We start from the raw sequence: 14,071 nt of genomic DNA, 5'->3' as shown, positions 1-14,071 counted from the left end.
CCGGTCCCGCCAGTCCCGTCAGGCTCGTTGGTCTGCGTCGAGGATCCGCTCGATGTCGACGGCGGGGCCGGTGTCCCGCAGCCGGTCAAGCGCCCGACGCTCCTTCTTCGTGGGCCTGCCCGCACCCCGGTCGCGCACGATCGCCGCCGGGGCCTCCAGCGGTGAGGGCCGTGGGGGAGTGCGGTCGAGGTAGGCGGTGCGGGCGATGGGGGCGCCGACCCTCTTGGACAGCAGACGCAGCACCACGAGGTCACGGTCGAAGCCGGCCACCCGGTAGCGGATCTCGTCACCGACGGTGATGCGCTGCGCCGGCTTGGCGGTCTCACCGTTGACCCGCACGTGCCCCGCCTTGCAGGCCGCCGTGGCCGCCGCACGCGACTTGACCTGCCGCACGCTCCACAGCCACGCATCCACCCGCACCGATGCGGGGTCACCGGCCTCGGCGGCGGCGAGGCGTGCCTGCGCGATCCTCGAATCCTGGCTCGTCATGCCGGGATCCTAACGGCGCTGCGCCCGCGCCCGGCGCCGCCGCAGGTCTCGCCGCCGACCGACGCGCGGCACAATGCCCACCACGAGCAGCGCCGCGCCAACGGCGGCCATGGCCAGGAGTCCCGGACGCTCCGTCAGCCCGTGGCCGACCGCCCCGACGACCCGCTCAGCCTCGCCGAGCGCACTGCCCGCGCCATCCCCACCGGCCACACAGTCCTCGAGCACCTCGCGCAGTGCGGCCGTGTCCGCCTCGGGCACGCCCACCTCGTAGGCGGCCAGCACGGAGACGAAGCGTGCGGCGTACGTGCAGCGGTAGCCGTCATCCTCGGGCCACCAGCCCGAGCCCCCGGACGGGTTCCAGGAGTTCGTCCCCGTGGATCCCACCGGGCAGGTTGCGGGCCCGCAGGCTCCCTTGTCCTGGTTGGCCTGCCCGTCCACGGCGAGCAGGTTGAGCGGGTCGTTCGCGACCAGCAGCCGTCTGCGCGCGTCCCAGGCCCAGGCGCCGTGCGCGTACAGGTAGTTCAGCGCAACCACGTGGTCGATCTGGACCTCAGCGGAGGTGTCCGCACCCCGGGTGAAGGTGATGGTCGCGCCGGTGTACGGGTCGTGGAGCGTGCCGAACCACACCGTGGCGTTGGGGCACACACCTGCCCCTTCGCCCACGCCCTGCTCCACCGTCTGGATGCCTGCGGCACGCGAGTAGTCGGCGTTGGTCAGGTCGCGCGCGAGGATCTCGTTGCGGGTGTCGCAGCCGTCGCCGTCGACGTCCTCCCAGGACTCGCCGAACCACCCCGTGCGCGAGCCGCCCTCGGCCCAGGAGACCGGGGCGGGGTTGTCGTCGGGCAGCAGTGCCAGAGCCTCCAGGGCCTCCGCACTGCTGAGGACGGCCTCGCCCCGCTCGTCCCAGGCCGGCGCCTCGTCGGCAAGCGCCGCCGGGACGGCCAGCACGGTGGCCAGCGCGGCCGCCGGCACTCCGGCCAGTACAGCGGCCAGGGCACAGAGGACGGCCACGAACCTCATCCTCGTCATGTCTCCAGGCTAGAGGCTGCCTCGGACACGATCCCCAGGCCGAGGCCCCGGCCCGGGCAGCCAACAGGTCAGGGGCCGATGAGGGGATGGTCAGGGACAGTCACGGGACAGTTAGGGGCCAGTTAGGGGACGATGTGTCCCGCGGCACGGAAGAGCTCGTACCACTCCTCGCGCCCGAGCCTCAGCTCCGAGCCGGCGGCCGCAGCACGCACGCGCTCGGGCCGGGTGGTGCCCAGGACCACCTGCATGTTGGCCGGGTGGCGGGTGATCCACGCCGCCGCGATCCCGTCGGGGGTCACCCCGTACGTCGCGGCGAGACGGTCGAGGACGTCGTTGAGCTCGGCGTACTGCTCGCGGTTGCCGATGAAGGGCCCCGAGCCGTCACCGGACTGGTAGGGCGACCAGGCCTGGATCGTCGTCGAGGTCAGGCGGCAGTAGTCGAGGATCCCGTCGGTGCGCACCACGGACTGCTCGTGCTGCATGTTCTGGGTCATGCCCTCGGCGACGAGGTGGGCGTGCGTGAGGGAGAGCTGCAGCTGGTTGGCCAGGAGAGGCTGGTCGATCGTGGCGCGCAGGAGCTCGAGCTGACCGCGGGTGTGGTTGGAGACGCCGAAGTGACGGACCTTTCCGGAGGCGGCGAGCGTGTCGAAGGCGGAGGCGACCTCCTCGGGCTCGACGAGGGAGTCAGGGCGGTGGAGCAGGAGCACATCGATGTAGTCGGTGCGCAGAGCCTTGAGGGAGGCGTCGACGTTGTCGAGGATGTGCTTCTCGGAGAAGTCGAACCAGACGGAGGGGTCGGCGATGCCGCACTTGGTCTGGAGGATGACCTTCTCGCGCTCGGCCGCGGACCAGTCGAGCGCGGCACCGGCGCGGGCCTCGCAGGCGTGGTCGGAGCCGTAGATGTTGGCGTGGTCGAACATCGTGATGCCCTCGTCGAGGGCGGTGGAGACGAGCTCGCGGATCTCCGCGTCGCTCTTGTCCTTGATGCGCATGAGCCCGAGGACGATGTTGGGCACGACGGGCCCGCTGGCGCCGAGGGTGAAGGTTCTCATGCACCCACGCTAACGAGGTTCGCCTCACCCTGGAAGGATCGTCAGCGCTCGATGTGCGCGGCCCGGTGGTCCGCCGCCAGCGCAGCCAGGACCTCCTCGTAGACGACGTCGGGGCTGAGCCTGCGAAGCTCCTCGTTGAGCGTCGTGATCGGCTCACGGCGCGGCATCGTGACGATCTGCGGTTGCGCGGCGTCGGGGGAGGAGATGCGTACCCGCTCCTGGTCCGCGCGCTCGATGCTCCACGTCCCACCGGAGGTCGCCACCGCCACCTGGGCGATCCCGGAGAAGTCCTCGACGTCCACACGCTCCACCGGCACGCCCAAGCGCAGGCGCAGCCAGTGGAACATGAGGGACAGAGAGGCGTTCGCACGTTCACCGGCCACCGTGACGCTGCGGACCTCGTGCTCGCGCAGCACCGGCCCCAGGGTGGCGGCGACGATCGCCCGCCACAGGGTCATCCGGGTCCAGGCCAGGTCGATGTCGCCGCGTGCGTGGCTCGGGGCGAGCGCGCTCAGTGCGGCCGCGGGGTCGGCCTGGGCCGGGGCGTTGGTGATACGGGTCGAGGCCAGGCGCCCCAGCGGGTCCTGGGCGGCGCAGGCCGGCATCGTCGTCGGCCACCACGTGACCACCGGCACGTCCGGCAGCAGGAAGGGCACGACGAGCGTGTCCGGGTGCGCCGCGGCCGCACCGTGGGGGCGCAGCACGAGAGTCTCGCCCGCCCCGGCGTCGTGACCCACGCGGATCTCGGCGTCCAGGGTGTCCGCACCATCGTCACTGCCCGCCCCGTCCTCGGGGTGGACGACGGCGATGATCCGGCTCGGGTGGTCCAGTGAGGCGCCGTGGGCCGCCGTCAGCGCCTCCTCCAGGTCCGCGGCATGGGTCGAGATGAGGAGCGTGAGGACCCGGGAGCCGCCCATCGTCCCCTCGGCGTCCAGCAGCTCGGACACGATGCGCTCGGTGGATGCGGCCGTGAGCGTGGTGATCATGAGCGCCTCCAGGTGCGCGAGTCGCGGGCGAGCAGGTCGTGGGCACTGTGCGGGCCCCAGGAGCCCGGCCGGTAGTCCTCAGGCGCCCCTGAGCGCGCCCAGTGCTCCATGACCGGGTCGAGGATCTTCCAGGACAGGTCCACCTCCCGCTGGTGCGGGAACAGGGGCGCGTCACCCAGCAGGGCGTCGAGGATGAGACGCTCATAGGCCTCCGGGGACTCCTGGTTGAAGGAGCCGCCGTAGGCGAAGTCCATGAGCACGTCGCGTAGCTCCATCTGGGTGCCCGGCACCTTGGAGGCCAGACGCATCGTCACACCCTCGTCCGGCTGGATCCTCACGACGATGGCGTTGGCGCCGACGGCGGCGGTCGAGGCGGCGTCGAAGGGCAGGAAGGGCGGCTGGCGGAAGACGACGGCGACCTCGGTCACCCGCCGCGCCAGGCGCTTGCCGGCGCGCAGGTAGAAGGGCACACCCGCCCAGCGCCGGTTGGCGATCTCCAGGCGCAGCGCCGCGAAGGTCTCCGTCGTCGAGTCGTCGGGAACGCCGTCCTCCTCGAGGTACCCGGCCACCGCCGCACCGCCCTGGAAGCCGGCGGCGTAGCGACCACGGGCCGTGGTGGCCGACAGGTCGAGGACCCCGCCGCGCTCAAGACGGACAGCCGCCAGGACCTTCTCCTTCTCCGCGCGCACGGCGGCAGCGCTCATCGACGTCGGCTCCTCCATCGCGGTCAGGGCCAGCAGCTGCAGGAGGTGGTTCTGGATGACGTCACGGGCCGCGCCGATGGAGTCGTAGTAGCCCGCGCGCGAGCCGATGCCGATGTCCTCCGCCATCGTGATCTGCACGTGGTCGACGTAGCGCTGGTTCCACAGCGGCTCGAAGATCGTGTTGGCGAAGCGCAGCGCCAGGATGTTCTGGACCGTCTCCTTGCCCAGGTAGTGGTCGACGCGGAAGACGTCGTCGGGACGCACGATGCGCGAGACCAGGCTGTCGAGCTCGGCAGCCGAGGCGCGGTCATGACCGAAGGGCTTCTCGACGACCACTCGCCGCCAGGCATTGCCGGAGGCGTCCACGAGCCCGGAGGCGGCCACCCGCTTGGTCACGGCGGGGAACCAGGCCGGCGGGATCGACAGGTAGAAGGCGCGGTTGCCGCGCGTGAGCCGCGTCGCGTCCAGGTCCTCCACCACCTCGGTGAGGCGGGCGTAGGCGGCTTCGTCCTCGAAGGAGTCCAGGGTGACGAATCGCATCCCCGCAGCCAGCTGCTCCCAGATGCTCTCGTGCCAGGCGGTGCGCGCGTAGGCCTCGACGCTGGCACGCACGTAGGCGCGCATGGCGTCATCGTCCCAGTCGCGGCGGCCGACGCCGACGAGGCTGAAGGCGGGGGAGAGCAGGCCCCGGTTGGCCAGGTCGTAGATCGCCGGCAGCAGCTTGTGGCGCGCCAGGTCCCCGGTGATGCCGAACATCACCAGCACGCACGGGTCCGCGACATGCGGCATGCGCAGGTCGCGGGGGTCCAGGAGCGGGTTGTCGGGGGCGCTCACATCAGCCTTCCTTAGTACGCGACAGTATGCGACGCGCACGGTGCGCGTGCCCGCCCCACTGTACTGAGCAGCAGACCTCCGGCGTGACAGGGGCCTTGGCGGTTTTGGCGTCACAATCGTGGGCAAAAAGGCAGACCTCCGGCGTGACAGGGGCCTTGGTCCGTTCATCCTGCGAGAAGGTCCGCTGTGCGCGAAAGTTCGTCCTGAGTCCCAACCCTCATGCGTCCATCGTCCTGGGGTCCCACCCGCGTTAGGCTCCGACCGGATCCCGGCAGAGCCCGCGCAACCGCTGCGGGCCTCAGCCCCGCCGCCAGCACCAGTTGGAACACCAGTAGGAAGAGGCCAGCCCATGAGCGCGACCAGTGCCGCCACGACCTTTACCCCGGCCCCCGCGAGCGCCGACATCGGCGTCTACGGCCTCGGCGTCATGGGAGCGAACCTCGCCCGCAACCTGGCCCGTCACGGCCACGCCGTCGCCGTCTTCAACCGCTCGCACCAGCGCACCGAGCGGCTCATGGCCCGCTACGCCGACGAGGGGGCCTTCGTGCCCGCCAGCGAGCTCGCCGACTTCGTCGCCTCCCTGCGCCGCCCGCGCGTGGCCATCATCATGGTGCAGGCCGGTGCCGGTACCGAGGCCGTCGTCGAGCAGCTGCGCGCCCTGCTCGAGCCGGGCGACATCATCGTCGATGCCGGCAACACCTTCTACAAGGACACCCAGCGCCGTGAGGCCTCCCTGCGCGAGCAGGGCATCCACTTCGTCGGCATGGGTGTCTCCGGCGGTGAGGAGGGCGCGCTGCTGGGGCCCTCGATCATGCCCGGCGGCACCCAGGAGTCCTACGACCGCCTGGGCCCCATGCTCGAGTCCATCTCCGCCCACGTGGACGGTACGCCGTGCTGCACCCACGTCGGTCCCGACGGCGCCGGCCACTTCGTCAAGATGGTCCACAACGGCATTGAGTACGCCGACATGCAGCTCATCGCCGAGGCCTATGACCTCCTGCGTCACGTCGGCGGGCTCAGCGTGCCCGAGATCGCCGCCGTCTTCCGCTCCTGGAAGGACTCCGAGCTCGACTCCTACCTCATCGACGTCACCACCGAGGTCCTTGAGCGTGTGGACCCCGCCACCGGTGCCGCCTTCGTTGACGTCATCGTTGACGCGGCCGGGCAGAAGGGCACGGGCTCGTGGACCACGCAGAGCGCCCTCGAGCTGGGTGTGGCCGTCCCGGCCATCGCCGAGGCGACCTTCGCCCGCGCCGCCTCCTCCTCGTCCGCTCAGCGCCGGGCCGTGCGCGAGGCCGCCTTGGACTCGGGCGCCCGCGAGATCGGCTACGACACCGCCGAGGAGCGTCAGTCCTTCATCGACGCCGTCCGCCAGGCCCTCTACGGCTCGAAGATTGCCGCCTACGCCCAGGGCTTTGACGAGATCGCCACGGCCTCGACCACCTACGGCTGGGACGTGGACCTGGGGGCCATGGCCCGCATCTGGCGCGGGGGCTGCATCATCCGCGCCCGCTTCCTCGATGACATCACCCGCGCCTACGAGGCCGAGCCGGCTCTTGCCTCCCTGCTCGTGGCACCGACCTTCGCCACCGCCCTGGAGTCGGTCCTGCCCGCATGGCGTGAGGTGGTCGCCACCGCGGCGCTGGCCGGTGTCCCGGCACCCGCTTTCGCCTCCTCGCTGGCCTACCTCGACCAGCTGCGCGCCGAGCGCCTGCCCGCCGCCCTCATCCAGGGCCAGCGTGACTTCTTCGGCTCGCACACCTACCACCGCACGGACGACCCCACCGGCGTCTATCACGTGCTGTGGGCTGAGGACGGCCGCGCCGAAGAGAAGTGGGACTGACGGACGTGGAGCCGATGCCCCCAGCCGGCCGGGCCCCGCAGCGCCTGGACTCACTGACGAACCTCTCGCGCGAGGAGGCCACCTGGCGCTCGGGCGTGCTGTCGCTGACCTCGCTCACCGTCATCATCGACGTCACCAGCGCTCCCGACACCTCCCGCACCGACTTCGCTGTGCGCAGCGAGGCGGTCGTTGACCTGCGCGAGGCCGCCGAGGGCCTGTGGCTGGACTTCCTCGGCGAGGCGGTCACCGGCCTCGAGATCGACGGCGCGGCACTCGAGCCGCAGTGGGACGGGGTCCGCGTTGCCCTGCCTGTCCTGGGCCCGGGCACGCACCGGGTGGTGGTTGAGGCTCGTGGCCGCTACTCCACCTCCGGCCAGGGCCTGCACCGCTTCCACGACCCCGTGGACGGCGCGACCTACCTCTACACGCACTTCGAGCCTTCGGACGCGCGCCGGGCGTGGCCATGCGCGGACCAGCCGGACCTCAAGGCTCCCTTCAGCCTCACGGTCCGCCACCCCGAGGGGTGGACGGTGCTGGCCAACGGGACCCCCGTGCGAACTGAGCCGACTGTGGCGACTGGGTCGGCTGAGGGCCGGCCCGGCGCCGAGACGACGGCCATGGCCACAACCATGACCACGACGCAGCCCCTGCCCTCCTACCTCACGGCAATGGCCGCCGGGCCGTGGCACCGCGTGCACGGCCAGTGGTCCTCGCGCCTGCGCCCCGACGACGCCCCGGTCCCCCTGTCATGGTCCTGCCGGGCGAGCCTGGCCCGGCACCTGGACGCCGACGAGCTCCTGGCGGTCACCCGCTGCGGCATGGACCTGTTCGACACGACCTACGACTACCCCTACCCCTGGGGCACCTACGACAGCGTCCTCGTGCCCGAGTACAACATCGGCGCCATGGAGAACCCGGGCTGCGTCACCTTCAACGAGGACAGATTCCTCTTCCAGGGGCCCGTCACCCGGGCACAGCACGCAGGCCGGGCCAATACGATCCTGCACGAGATGTGCCACATGTGGTTCGGAGACCTCGTGACCCCGCGCTGGTGGGAGGACACCTGGCTCAAGGAGTCCTTCGCCGACCACCAGGGCACCTGGGCGCAGGCACTGGCCACCGAGTGGATCGAGGCCTGGGCGACCTTCGCGCTGGGCCGCAAGGCCTGGGCCTACGCCGAGGACTCGCGCCCGCTCACAACCCACCCCATCACCGCCACCGTCGACGACGTCGAGGCAGCCCGTCAGACCTTCGACGGCATCACCTACGCCAAGGGCGCCGCCGTCCTCAAGCAGCTCGTCGCCCACGCCGGGCAGGACGCCTTCGTTGAGGCGGCCCGCAGCTGGTTCCGCGAGCACGCCTTCGACAACGCGGGCCTGGCGGACTTCCTCGACACGCTCTCGCGTGCTTCGGGCCGGGACATGCAGGCCTGGGCACGGGTGTGGCTGTCGACCTCCGGTCCCTCTGTCCTGACCCCTGAGGTCGAGTCCGACGGCGGTCTGCTCACGCGTCTGACCGTCCGCCAGGAGGGGACGGACCTGTCGACGGGCCAGGCCGTGCTGCGTCCGCACACGCTCGTCGTCGGCCTGTACTCCTTCGACGACAACGGCGACCTCGTGCGCACCGACCGCTGTGAGGTGACCCTGGAGGGGGCTCGGACGGAGGTTTCCAGCGCGGTGGGCCTGGCGGTGCCCGACCTCGTGACGCTCAACGACGAGGACCTCACCTACGCCGTCGTGCGCCCCGATGCGGCCTCCCTGGCCACCGCGCGCCGGGCCCTGGGACGGCTGAAGGACCCGCTGGCACGGGCAGTGTGGTGGTCGAGCCTGACCCTGCTGACCCGCGATGCCCTGCTGGTGCCCGAGGACTTCATCGCCACCGTCCTGAGCCAGGCAGACGACTCGGCCCAGCCGGCGGTTCTCGCTCAGCTGCTGGCCGACGCTCGCCTGTGCGCCACGCGCTACACCCCGCCGTCTGAGCGGGCCGCGGCCCTCGCCCCGCTCGTGGGTACCGGCTCGGCCGCGCAGCCCAGTGCCTGGGATCTGCTGCTCGCCGCAGCACCGGGCTCGGACGCCCAGCTGGTACGCGTGCGCGCCTGGGCCGAGGCTGCGGGCCAGGGGCTGGAACTCACCGACGGCGAGGCCGACCTGCTCGCCGAGCGCCTTCGCACGGTGCTGGAGGGCGGGCTGGCCGGCGTCGTCGTCGACTCTGACCTGCGCTGGCGCCTGTTGACCGCACTGGCGCAGCTGGGGCGGACCCGTGAGGAGGAACTCGACGCCGCGCTGGCCAAGGCGCCCGAGGCCTCCAACGTCACCCGCCACCTCAGGGCCCTGTCCTCGACCCCTGACGCCCGCGTCAAGGAGAACATCGTCGAGCGTGCGCTGACGGATGAGTCCTTGAGCAACGATCACCTGGCGGCCCTGCTGGACGGCTATGCGGTCGACGCCCACCGTGACCTCACCGCGCCCCTGACGGGGCGCTACCTCGAGGCTCTCGAGGGCCTGTGGGCCTCGCGCGGCCAGGAGACGGCGACGCGGCTCGTCACGGGGCTCTTCCCGTCCTGCGGCGACGCTGAGGACCTGGAAGCGGTGGACGCCTGGCTGGCGGAGCACGGACAGGCGCCCGGGGCGCTCAGGCGCCTGATGCTCAAGCATCGTGACGACCTCGCCCGTGCGCTGCGGGCGCGAGAGCGATACCAGGAATGAAGGGCGGTGACCTTCCTCGCCCGCGTTTCGATGGAGCGCGGGACGGGTATGGTGTAGGCACACGTGGCGTGTCCTGGCGCCACCCGACCTGAGGGGGAAAGATGTCGAGCACTCCGACCGAGCCGGACACCTCGTCCACCCAGATCTTCGGGGCTGTTGACCTCACGGATGACCGCGAGGTTCCCCTCCTCGGACTGTCTCAGCAGGACCGTGCGGCGATCACGGCACTGCCCGTCGGCACCGCCCTCATGCTTGTGGGCGAGGGGCCCGCGACGGGCTCGCGCTTCCTGCTCGACGCCGATCAGACGACCGTTGGCCGCCATCCGCGCGCCGACATCTTTCTCGACGATGTCACCGTCTCGCGTAAGCACGCGGTGTTCATTCGGCAGAGCGACGGCGGTTTCGCCGTGCGCGACTCCGGCTCGCTCAACGGCACCTACGTCAACCGTGAGCGCGTGGAGCAGGCTGTGCTGCACCCCGGTGATGAGGTTCAGATCGGCAAGTACCGCATGACCTACCACCCCGGCCCGGCCCCGGCCCCCGCCCCGCAGTGAGGACGGGCGCCACCGGCGCGGCCCGCCGGGACACTCCCGCCGGCCAGGAGTCGGCTGCGTCCCGCTCCTGGCCGCAGAACGTCTCCCATGAGCCGGGAATGAAGATCGGGGAGGTCGTCGGCCTCCTCAAGGGGTCTTTTCCGGCGCTGTCGATCTCAAAGGTCCGCTACCTCGAGGCCGAGGGCCTCATCAGCCCGCACCGGGTGGGAAACGGCTACCGTCAGTACTCGCAGGCCGACGTCGAGCGACTGCGTTTCGCCCTCACGGCGCAGCGCGATGAGTACCTGCCGATCTCCGTCATTCGTGAGCGGCTGACCGAGCTCGACGCCACCGGCACCTCGACCGGGCCCGTCGCCCGGGTGATCGCCGCTCACGGCAGGCGCCTCGACGACGGCCCGACCGATCTCGATGGCTTGCTGGAACGCACGGGTGTGAGCGAGGAGGAGCTTGACGAGCTCATCGCCATCGGCCTGGTGGCCGCCGACGCGCACGGCCGCTTCGACTCTCGGGCGGTGCGCACTGTCTCCCTGGCGCGTGAGATTCACGCCCTGGGTGTGCCGCTGCGCAACCTGCGGATGTTGCGCACCTCGGCCGAGCGCGAGGCCGACGTTATTGACCAGGCGGTCCAGCACAAGCGTTCTCGCTCGTCCTCAGCAGGGGAGGAGGCCGCCGCAGAGCTCGCGGGCAGGGTCGGCGAGCTGCATGCGCTGCTGCTGCGGCGCGCGGTCGACGCTCTCGCCTGACCTCGTCGCGCGCGTCGTCGGTCTGCCGGTTTCCAGGACACCGGGTGCCTGGCGACACTAGCCTGGGCAGGTGCACGGGATGAGCCTCATGGGCGTTCGCGCCTCGCAGGAGGGCGGTGGGCTCGTCGCGATCCTCGTTGAGGAGGACGGCCCCCGGATGGTTGCCGTGCCTGTCAGTGCTCGTGACGCACTCACCCTGTCCTCGGGGGAGGGGACGGCCTCGTCGACATGGTCGGCGCTGCTGACCTCCACCCTTCACGCGGTGGGGGCGCAGCTGAGGGGCCTCGTGCTCGATGTTGACGCTGATGGGGCACTGTCCACGGGGGTGCGAGTGGTGGCCGCTGACGGCGGGGAGCATCTGGTGCCCTGCTGCCCGGCGGAGGCCCTCATCCTCGCTTACGAGCGGCGTGCGCGCCTGCGGGCCTCCTCGGCGCTGCTGCGGCTGCGCGCGGTCGATCTGACGGGGGAGACGGTGCAGGAGCAGGTGGCGCGCCTGCGCTCGGCCTTGGACGCGGGTCCCGGGGGCCTCGGCCCCTGAGCCGGTCATCGCTTCTCGCGACACGCGGGATGCGTGTGACTCATGTGACTCGTGTGACTCAGCATGTGCAATACATCACACAGCGATTCCTTGGGGTCGTGAGCTTTGCCCGGAATCACGCCCGAAGGTCCAGGGCGTTCGGGCGCCTACTCAACCTCATCCTCAGGTTGAGGTCGATTCCTGCCTCAGCCACCGCGTGGCCTTCGTTGAGGAGGGCCCCAACCGGCCTTATCGTGGTCCCCGCTGGGGCCACACAGGCACCGCACCAACAGCCCGTGCCCCCAGCACGGATCCCGAACCGACAGGAGCAGGCAAGTGAGCGCGAACGAAGCGGTCAGTCACGGGCTCGCACCCCAGCGCACCCAGGGCATGCTCTTTGGGGACCCGCTCCCTGAGCTCGACGTCCACACCGGTTACCGCGGCCCGGTGGCCTGCCGCGCCGCGGGCATCACCTACCGCCAGCTCGACTACTGGGCCCGCACGGGCCTGGTCGAGCCCTCCATCCGTGGAGCCAAGGGATCCGGCTCCCAGCGCCTGTACTCCTTCCGCGACATCCTCCTGCTCAAGGTCGTCAAGCGTCTGCTCGACACCGGTGTCTCCCTCCAGCAGATCCGCACCGCCGTCAACGCCCTGCACGCCCGCGGCGTCGACGACCTCACCAGTATCACGCTCATGAGCGACGGCGCCTCCGTCTACGAGTGCACCAGTGCCGACGAGGTCATCGACCTCGTCCAGGGCGGACAGGGCGTCTTCGGTATCGCCGTCGGCCGCGTGTGGCAGGAGGTCGAGGGCTCCCTCGTCAACATGCCCACCGAGCAGGCCGAGCCCGTCGTCGAGGACGAGCTCGCCCGGCGTCGCGCCGCCCGCCGCCGCGCCATGTGACCCGCGGGGCGCGCCCAGAGCGCCCCGCCGCGGGGCCACCTCAGGACGCATCGCCCCCGATGAGCCGGGACCGCGAGTAGCCGTCCGTCAGGTCCGTCAGCGTCACCCGGACGACGCCGTCGGCACCCACCTCGTAGCGCTCGCGCAGCAGCGGCCCCTGGCCCGTGCGCACGACGGGCACCCCGGACAGGTCCTCCACCTCACGCAGGCCGCGCTCAGCCGGGAACAGCAGCTCACCGCAGGGTGAGACCCGTCCCGCAGGCCCTCCGTTCTCGTCCGTGCCCGCGCACTCGACGTAACGCAGTCGCGCCACGTTGTGCACCGCCCGGTACTCGCGCTCGACGACGGCGGTGTGCGCCTGGGTCGAGCCGTCATGGGACAGCACCGCGTCGGGGGAGAGCACGAGGTCGAAGGTCACGGCACTGCCGTCATCGGCCTCGCGGAAGACGCCCAGTGCGCGCGACAGGCGGTCGGTAAGGGTCATGCCGGAGCTCGGGTCCACCGCGATGGCCAAGCCGATCGCCGTCGACGCCCCCGGCTGGGCCGCGCGGTGCACACGCCTGCCGAAGGCCTCCCGCAGAAGCCGGGGGACCTGCGGGTAGGACGAGGCCCCGCCCACGAGGTAGAGCCCGGCCACGTCCGTCAGCGCGGGCGCCCCGTCCTCCAGCCGACCGACCAGGGGCGTGAGGACCTCGAGCGAGCGCTGTACCAAGGGGAGCGTGGCCTCGTACAGGTCCGCGACCGGCAGGACCACGGGCTCGCCGTGCAGCTCGACGACAAGGCGCCGCGTCTGCGGTGACAAGGACTCCTTCGCCTGCTGGCACTGGTCGAGCAGGTCGTCGCGCTCGGCCAGGGTGAGCTCTCGCTCCGCCACGCCCGCGCGCTCAAGCACCAGCTGGGATAGGACGAGGTCGATGTCGTCACCGCCGAGGTCCGGCAGGCCGCGAGAGGCCAGCACCTCATGGTCGGCGCCCGCGACATCGACGAGGGACGTGTCGAAGGTGCCCCCGCCCAGGTCGTAGACGAGCACCCGCGTGCGGCGCGAGGTCACCGTCGCACCCTGGCGGTGCGTGTACTCAAAGCCCGCCGCCGAGGGCTCGTGGAGCATGTGCGCGACGTGGAAGCCGGCCGCTGCGAAGGCGTCCAGGGTGAGCATGCGCTGCGCCCCGTAGGCGTGGGCCGGCACCGCCACCGCGATCTGGTGCTGCGGGGCGGACAGGTCGGTGCCGGTGAGATCCGGTGCCGTCTCCAGCTCGGCTCGTAGGTGGCGCAGGAAGCCCGTGAGGATCTGGCCGACCTCGTGCTCCTCGTGACCGATGCGCACGGGCGTGCTCCAGGACACGGCGGGGGAGGCGAGGACCCGTTTGAGGCTGCGCAGCACGGGAGCGCCGCTGCGGGCGGCCTCCTGCGCCTCGAAGCCGTGGACAAGACCGTCCTCAGTCAGGGCGGTGAGGGAGGGCAGGAACTCATGGCGGTCGCCACGGGTGTCGGCGAAGCCCAGGACGGGGTAGTTGCCTCGGTCCACGAGGCTGACGACCGTGCGGGTCGTGCCCAGGTCGATCCCGAGGCCTACCGTGCGCTCGGCGGCGTCAGAACCACCGCCCCGAGAACGGTGCCCACGGGAGGCGGTGCGCTCAGTGGACATGTGCCTGCTCCTCGTCTCGATGATCCAATCGCTCTGGCTGTCGCAGCCTATCGTCCGCGAGAGGACT

The 14,071-nt window shown here is 71.3% G+C and carries 12 protein-coding genes; 6 read left to right on the top strand and 6 right to left on the bottom strand.

From position 1 onward, the window contains the following. Window positions 1-18: 18 nt before the first annotated feature. From ID810_RS06375 to zwf, 5 genes are all read right to left on the bottom strand, one after another. On the bottom strand, window positions 19-489 hold the full coding sequence (locus ID810_RS06375) for an RNA-binding S4 domain-containing protein (RefSeq protein ID WP_166854950.1): 471 nt from the start codon (window positions 487-489) through the stop codon (window positions 19-21). Between the two features lie 9 nt (window positions 490-498). Then, window positions 499-1,509 (bottom strand): HNH endonuclease family protein, encoded by a 1,011-nt coding sequence (locus ID810_RS06370; protein WP_235931438.1) that lies wholly within the window; start codon window positions 1,507-1,509, stop codon window positions 499-501. Between the two features lie 131 nt (window positions 1,510-1,640). Continuing rightward, window positions 1,641-2,570, bottom strand: a complete 930-nt coding sequence (locus ID810_RS06365) for an aldo/keto reductase (protein WP_166854952.1) — start codon at window positions 2,568-2,570, stop codon at window positions 1,641-1,643. 41 nt (window positions 2,571-2,611) lie between these two features. Then, the gene (locus tag ID810_RS06360; RefSeq protein ID WP_166854953.1) at window positions 2,612-3,556 is read right to left on the bottom strand and encodes a glucose-6-phosphate dehydrogenase assembly protein OpcA; all 945 of its coding nucleotides are present in this window, start codon (window positions 3,554-3,556) and stop codon (window positions 2,612-2,614) included. After that, window positions 3,553-5,049, bottom strand: a complete 1,497-nt coding sequence (gene zwf / locus ID810_RS06355; RefSeq protein ID WP_196781536.1) for a glucose-6-phosphate dehydrogenase — start codon at window positions 5,047-5,049, stop codon at window positions 3,553-3,555. The genes ID810_RS06360 and zwf overlap by 4 nt, the downstream gene beginning before the upstream one ends. A 394-nt stretch (window positions 5,050-5,443) precedes the next feature. On the opposite strand from zwf, the gene gndA reads away from it, so the two are divergent. The 6 genes from gndA to ID810_RS06325 all read left to right on the top strand — a co-directional run bounded on the left by gndA (window position 5,444) and on the right by ID810_RS06325 (window position 12,359). Beyond that, window positions 5,444-6,937: an NADP-dependent phosphogluconate dehydrogenase gene (gene gndA / locus ID810_RS06350; RefSeq protein ID WP_166854955.1), complete on the top strand. Its 1,494-nt coding sequence runs from the start codon at window positions 5,444-5,446 to the stop codon at window positions 6,935-6,937. 14 nt (window positions 6,938-6,951) lie between these two features. Beyond that, window positions 6,952-9,642, top strand: a complete 2,691-nt coding sequence (gene pepN, locus ID810_RS06345) for an aminopeptidase N (protein ID WP_166854956.1) — start codon at window positions 6,952-6,954, stop codon at window positions 9,640-9,642. Between the two features lie 101 nt (window positions 9,643-9,743). After that, a complete protein-coding gene (locus ID810_RS06340; protein ID WP_166854957.1) occupies window positions 9,744-10,196 on the top strand; it encodes an FHA domain-containing protein in 453 nt (150 codons plus the stop codon). A gap of 98 nt (window positions 10,197-10,294) precedes the next feature. After that, complete coding sequence (ftsR, locus tag ID810_RS06335; RefSeq protein ID WP_166854958.1) at window positions 10,295-10,939, top strand: transcriptional regulator FtsR; 645 nt, start codon at window positions 10,295-10,297, stop codon at window positions 10,937-10,939. Window positions 10,940-11,009: 70 nt separating this feature from the next. Beyond that, window positions 11,010-11,477, top strand: coding sequence for a DUF151 domain-containing protein (locus ID810_RS06330; RefSeq protein WP_166854959.1), 468 nt, complete (start codon window positions 11,010-11,012; stop codon window positions 11,475-11,477). Window positions 11,478-11,846: 369 nt separating this feature from the next. Further along, on the top strand, window positions 11,847-12,359 hold the full coding sequence (locus ID810_RS06325) for a MerR family transcriptional regulator (RefSeq protein WP_166855100.1): 513 nt from the start codon (window positions 11,847-11,849) through the stop codon (window positions 12,357-12,359). Window positions 12,360-12,399: 40 nt separating this feature from the next. Here ID810_RS06325 and ID810_RS06320 read toward each other — a convergent pair whose 3' ends face one another. Next, on the bottom strand, window positions 12,400-14,004 hold the full coding sequence (locus ID810_RS06320) for an Hsp70 family protein (RefSeq protein WP_166854960.1): 1,605 nt from the start codon (window positions 14,002-14,004) through the stop codon (window positions 12,400-12,402). Window positions 14,005-14,071 lie beyond the last annotated feature (67 nt).

The organism is Actinomyces respiraculi, assembly GCF_014595995.2.
Lineage (GTDB): Bacteria > Actinomycetota > Actinomycetes > Actinomycetales > Actinomycetaceae > Actinomyces > Actinomyces respiraculi.
The sequence above is the reverse complement of the archived record's forward strand: the minus strand, read 5'-3'. Positions and strand labels throughout refer to the sequence as shown.